The organism is Bradyrhizobium sp. (assembly GCF_047605465.1).
Lineage (GTDB): Bacteria > Pseudomonadota > Alphaproteobacteria > Rhizobiales > Xanthobacteraceae > Bradyrhizobium.
In genome coordinates, this window is the sequence record NZ_JASGFS010000055.1 from 40,736 (window position 1) to 47,017 (window position 6,282).

General features: G+C 65.7%; 4 protein-coding genes. 1 reads left to right on the top strand and 3 read right to left on the bottom strand.

Annotation, left to right across the window (positions count from 1 at the left end):
* Positions 1–5: 5 nt before the first annotated feature.
* From QM712_RS28585 to QM712_RS28595, 3 genes are all read right to left on the bottom strand, one after another.
* The gene (locus tag QM712_RS28585; RefSeq protein ID WP_415026504.1) at positions 6–938 is read right to left on the bottom strand and encodes a glutathione S-transferase family protein; all 933 of its coding nucleotides are present in this window, start codon (positions 936–938) and stop codon (positions 6–8) included.
* 69 nt (positions 939–1,007) lie between these two features.
* The gene (locus tag QM712_RS28590) at positions 1,008–2,594 is read right to left on the bottom strand and encodes an amidase family protein (protein WP_415026505.1); all 1,587 of its coding nucleotides are present in this window, start codon (positions 2,592–2,594) and stop codon (positions 1,008–1,010) included.
* Positions 2,595–2,708: 114 nt separating this feature from the next.
* Positions 2,709–3,890, bottom strand: coding sequence for an MFS transporter (locus QM712_RS28595; RefSeq protein ID WP_415026506.1), 1,182 nt, complete (start codon positions 3,888–3,890; stop codon positions 2,709–2,711).
* 98 nt (positions 3,891–3,988) lie between these two features.
* Here QM712_RS28595 and QM712_RS28600 point away from each other — a divergent pair, with 98 nt between their 5' ends.
* Positions 3,989–4,948: a LysR family transcriptional regulator gene (locus tag QM712_RS28600; protein WP_415026507.1), complete on the top strand. Its 960-nt coding sequence runs from the start codon at positions 3,989–3,991 to the stop codon at positions 4,946–4,948.
* Positions 4,949–6,282: the final 1,334 nt, after the last annotated feature.

Below are 6,282 nucleotides of genomic sequence, written 5' to 3' on the forward strand. Positions count from 1 at the left end.
TGCTGTCATCCAGCCGGTGTCACCAGGAAGCCCGCGCGGGGGAAATGAACCACGACATCTCCGGCGATGTCGTCGTGGCGGCGGATGGCGATGCCGTGCGCCGAGAGCGAGACGATCCGCCCGCGCACGGCGATCTTGCCGTAATCGTCCGGCCTGACGTCGACGAGATCGCCGACCTTGCGGCCGTTGGCATCATGGGGATCGCCCGCCTCTTGCGTCCGCGGGGACGAATTCCGGCCGACCTCCAGCGCCTCGGCGGTCGACATTTCGGTCCGCGCGCCGTGACCGATCGCGCGGACGCGCGCCTCCCAGGCGCGCACTCTGGGAAACTCGGCCAGCAATTCGTCGGCGATCGGCAGATTTGAACGGACGTACCAAAGGTTCATGTAAGCATTGATGTCGACCAGGCTCACCTCGTTGCCGCCGAGCCACGAACGGCCGTCCGCGAGCTGCGTCTCTACCCATCCGACATGTGCGCGATACTGGTCGCGCATTTGCGGGATCGCCGCCGTCATCGCCGCAATGTCGAACTTCGCGCCGCGCAGTTTTTCGCGATCCTCGATGAAGCTCTGCGGCACCTTGTCGGCAAGGGAGCCGAACACGAGGTTGACCGTGTTCTGGAAGAACGATTTGTCGGTCCACATCGCGCTCGCCAGGGCGAGCCCTTCGTTGCCGCCGGGAAACAGGGTCGGTGTCGGGAAGCATCGCTCCAGCTCGCGGATGATGCACTGGGTGTCGCAATAGATGTCGGCGCCGATCTGCATCACCGGCGTGCGCCGATAGCCTCCCGTGAGCGGCATCAGATCCGGGCGCGGCATGATCCGGGAGATCAGTACGGACGTCCAGGCGATCTTCTTCAGGCCGAAGACGAGACGAATCTTCTCGGAGAATGGCGACTCGTCGAAATGGTGCAGGATGACGGGAAGATCGCCCGGCATGGTTCGTCCCTCCTGTTCCGCCCGTCCCCTCTCCCGCGCGGGAGAAGGGACGTCGCCGATGTTATCACCCTACGCCATCGTCTCCCAGAGACGATGCGTGAGCACGCCGGCGCGCTTCTCGATCGCGGCCGCCGCATCGAGGGCGAGGTCTTCACGATAGCGGCCTGCGATGAGCTGCACGCCGATCGGCTTGCCGTCATGCACGGCGACGGGCACCACGGCGCCGGGCAATCCGAGCACGTTGATCGCGGAGATGAAGCGCATGCCGCCCCAGAACACCTCCTGCACGCGCTCGGCGCTGACGGTGTCGTCGCGCGGTCCCGGCGTCGGCTTCACCGTGGTCGGCGCCAGCACGACTGGGTATTCCTCGAAGAACAATTGCCAGGCGCGGATGTGGCCGTTGCGCGCGGCGGTCGCCTGCATCCAAGCCTTGAGATCGAGCACGCTGGCCTTGGTCTTCATGCCGTTCCAGGCCTTGTGGAAGTCCTCGGAGGTGACTTTGAGCATGCCGGCCTCCTGCATCACCATCGTCTCGTTGGTGATGATGTCGCACCAGGTCTGCCAGACGCCGTTGATGTCGGGAACCTCGACCTCACCGACACGGTAGCCGCCGCGCTCCAGATGATCGGCCGCCTGACGCAGCGCCGCCGCGACGTGCGGATCGACGTCCATGTCGCCGGGGATCTTGGCCAGAGCGACCTTGAGCGGCCCCTTCGGCTTCGGCCCGACCAAAGGCGCCGGCACCCACCAGGGATCGCGCGGATCGCGCTGGCTCATCACCTCGAGCGCCAGACGGACGTCGGCGACATGCCGGGCAAGCGGCCCCTGTGCCGACATCAGGTGCGCCAGCATCGGCCGCTCGGCGGTTGCGCTGCCGTTGAAAGCTGGAATGCGGCCCTGCGTCGGCTTGATGGTCGCAACGCCGTTGCAATGCGCCGGCCAGCGCAGCGAGCCGCCGATGTCGTTGCCATGGGCGATGGTGCCGATGCCGGCGGCGACCGCGGAGCCCGCACCGCCCGAGGAGCCGCCGCAGGTAATGTCCGGATCCCAGGGATTGAGCGTCAGCCCGTGCAGCGGATTGTCGGTAAAGCCGCGGAACGAAAATTCCGGTGTGTTGGTGAGCCCGATGACGATGGCGCCGGCCTTCTTCAGATTGCGCACGACCGGAGAGTCCGACGGCGCGATCAGGTCCTTGTTGGCCGGCACGCCGTTGAAATTGGGGCGGCCCTCATAGTCCACGTTTTCCTTGATCGTGATCGGGACACCGTGCAGGAGGCCGAGATCACCGCCCTTGGCCCGCCGCTTGTCCGCCGCATGCGCGGCCTTGAGCGCCTCCTCGCCGAGGTCGACGACGACGGCGTTCAGCCTGGGATTGACCGCGCGCATCCGATCGAGATGCGCCTCGACGGTCTCGACCGCGGAGACGGCCCCGGAGCGAATCGCGGCCGCCGTGTCCACCGCCGACCATTGCCAGATCGGCCCCTTCGGACGGCGGGCGGCGGCGGGTTTCGGGGACGCGGCCTTCTTGGCTGACGTCTTGACGGTCTTCCGGGCCGTCTTCGCCGCTCCGCCCTTGCGGGCGCCGCTCGCCTTGCTCGAGGTCTTCGCTGACTTCTCCGAAGCAGTCTTCTTCTTCGTCGCCGTCTTCTTTGCCACGTCGCATCTCCTGAAATTGCGACGTGGAGGTTATGGAGGTCCCACGACCCTGTACAGGTGTGTTTCTGCATGACGCGTTGGCGGGAGCGGCCAATGCGACGAAATGCCTGCAGCCTATTCCGCCGGGCACGCGGTGGCTGCGGCCGGCGCTCGGTCGAGCCGCAGGCTCCACAGCGCCAGCACGAGGCCAACCGCCGTGACGCCCGCCGCCACCAGCGGGAGCGCGGAAAGCCCGAGCCCGCGCTCGATCGCGACGCCGCCGGCCCAGGCGCCGAGCGCGTTGCCGAGATTGAACGCCGCGATGTTGAGGCTGGAGGCGAGTGTGCGGCCACTGGGACCGGCGGCCTCCAGCACGCGAAGCTGCAGCGGCGCCACGGTCGCGAAAGCGGCCATGCCGAGCAGCAGGATCAGCGCGACGGCGAGGATCTTGATCGACAGCACGGCGGCGAGACCAAGCAGCACGATGGCGAGTGCGGCGAGCGTTCCGATCAGGGCGCGCGCGAGGCCGCGATCGGCAAGCTTGCCGCCCGCGACATTGCCGATCGCAAGACCGACACCGAACACCAGCAGGACCGGCGAGACCGCAGCCTCCGGAAAGCCGGTGAAGCGCGTCAGGATCGGCTGGATGTACGTGAAGACGACGAACAGGCCGGCAAAGCCGAACACGGTCATGGCGAGGCCAAGAAGCACCTGCGGGCGGCCGAGCACCGCGACCTCCTCGGCGAGCGAGATCGGCTTGTCGCCCTCGCCGACGTGACCGGGCACGAGCACAGCCACCACCGCGAACGCGACGATGCCGATCACCGTCACCGCCCAGAACGCTGCGCGCCAGCCGAGCATCAGGCCGAACCAGGCGCCGAAGGGTACGCCGAGCAGGGTTGCCACGGTCAGGCCGATGAACATGGTGGCGATGGCGGAGGCGCGCTTGTCCTCGGCGACGAGGCCGGTCGCCACCACCGAGCCGACGCCGAAGAAGGTGCCGTGGGCGAGCGAGGTCAGAACGCGCGCGGCCATCAGCAATTCGTAGTTGGGCGCGAGCGCGCAGGCCGCGTTGCCGAGGGTGAAGATCGCCATCAGCGCAAGCAACACGGTTTTCCGCGGCATGCGCCGCGTCGCCAGCGTCAGGACCGGCGCGCCGACGAACACGCCGAGCGCGTAGCCGGAGATCAACAGGCCGGCAACCGGCACGGTGACGTGCATGTCGGCCGCGACCTGCAGCAGCAGGCCCATGATGATGAATTCGGTGGTGCCGATGCCGAAGGCACCGGCGGTGAGCGCGAGGACGGCGGGAGGCATGGGAGGCTCCGATGCGAGGGACGAGCCACGCAGATAGCCGCGCCGCGGCAAAGGGATTAGAATGTCCGCAATCCAATCATTTGTGACGTGAATTCAACATGGCCCGTTTCGACACCAACCGCTCCGCCGAGATGGAGGTCTTCGTCCGTGTCGTCGATCTCGGCGGTTTCACCCAGGCCGCGCGAAAACTGCGCCTGACGCCATCCGGCGTCAGCAAGCTGATCTCGCGTCTGGAGGCACGGCTCGGCTCGCGGCTGATCAACCGCACCACGCGCAAGCTCACCCTGACGGAAGAGGGCCAGGCCTTCTACCAGCGCGCCGTGCGCATCCTTGCCGAAATGGAGGAGGCCGAGCGGGAGGCGGCATCGGGCGCCACGCCGCGCGGCCGCCTCGCGGTCAACAGCAACATTCCCTTCGGCATGCTGCACCTGATGCCGCTGATCCCGCGCTTCCTCGCGGAGCATCCCGACGTGACGCTGGACCTCGTACTGACCGACACGCTGATCGACCTGATGCAGGAGCGCGCCGACGTCGCCATCCGCGTCGGTCCTTTGCGCGCTTCGCGGCTCGTCGCGCGAAAGCTCGGCACCAGCCGCATGGTGGTGGTCGGCGCGCCGCATTATCTCGCGCGCCACGGCACGCCGAAGACGCCTGCGGATCTCGCCGACCATCGCGGCATCGGCTGGACCTTTCCGCGCGCGATCCGCGGATGGCCGTTCAAGCGTGGCGACCGCACCGAGGAGGCCATGCCGCTGCCGGCCGCGCGCGCCAGCGACGGCGAAGCCGCCCGCCGCCTCGCACTCGGCGGTGTCGGCCTCGCGCGCCTCGCCCTCTTCCACATCGGTCCCGATATCGACTCCGGCCGCCTCGTGCCGGTGCTGCAAAATTACAATCCCGGCGACCGCGAGGACATCCATGCCGTCTATGTCGGCCACACCGCCCCGCTCCCCGCCCGCGTGCGCGCGTTCATCGACTTCCTCGCGGAACACGTGCAGGTGAGCGATCCCGCACTCAAGCGCGCGGCCGACGGCAGGTGGAGGATGGCTGAGGGACGATGACCGGAGAGCCGATGGACGGCTGTATGGCGGAGAGAGTGTCAGTCAATCCCTTTTGAAAGATTATGTATTTTTGCTTTTCCGGGGCGCAAACCAACGAATCAAACTACGCATTTTTGTGCCATCGACCGTGGAAAACCAATCGTGCGGCGGCGAAGAGCCGCGTACCACAGAGTAAGCCGACGGGGCGCGCGCTCGCCGGCGTCCAGCGTCGATGACTGCTCGCGGTCCGAGAGGCGAGAGCTTTGCCCTACGAAGGCAAAGGTCACACGTTCGAATCGTGTCGGGTGCGCCAGTAGAATCAGCTACTTAGGCTAATTTCGAAATTCCCACGCTCTGCCGGGTAAGCACTGGGTAAGCAGCGTATTGGCTCTTCGCTTGTGACGTCGAACTCCACCCATGGCTCGCAAATCTACGCTTACTCTCCCACCACAGCCCCCGCTCAAGACCGCCCAACAAATCCGACAAGGTATCGGGCGGCTTCAGCGTCGGATCGCTGACATCGAGGCATTCCAACCAGAGTCCGTCAAGGAGCGATGGGCACCGGAGACCAAAGCTATCGAGGCTTCGATTGCCGATACATTGGATTCGGTCTTTGGACACGGCACGCAAAGGCACTCGCTATTCAGCAGTGCTGCTGATCTCGACAGGGCTGGTCTTGTCCTTGGCGGTGGTCCGGACCCGCTTTTCAAGGTTCATCAGTGGTTGATCGAGGTTTAGTGGAAAACAACGGTCGACGTTCTGGAGTCAAGCCTAGTTCCATTGGTTCCGGACCTCTAGCGGCTTGGAACACAACGGAAAGAATGCCCGCCGGCTTTCGTAGGCCCTTACGGGCTGCGGGGGCGGCTGACGTTCAAAAGTGAACATAAGCGATGGAACGCCCGCGGCGCCGCAGTAGTTTTGCCACCATGACAGAGCAGACTTGGCCTTCCGGCGCTCCACTGACCCCGGCCCCTCGTGACAACGAATATTCGCTTGTCTCGCTCGATTTATCGAACAATCAAATGGCGATAGATCTCGCGAGGAAGCTCGCGGAACACACTGGTCACGCGGTGACGGTTCGCGACGCGGATGGAGCTGTCCTTGTCACCATTGCCGCGGCGACCAAGAACTGAGTATCCCCAGCCCTTGGTCTTCCTCGCAGAACATGATGGCCGGTAGATATTGACGCGACATAGATATCAGTGCCGCCAGCGATCCTGATCCCGGCACGGGCGGCGCCTTGTCGTCGGCGGCGCGTAAGGCGGGGAGTTATTTGGCGGGCTGCGATCTGGCCCAGTCGTCGAACCGGTTCGCCACTTCGACCTGCTGGGCCTTCTTGATGAGCGCGTCTCTTT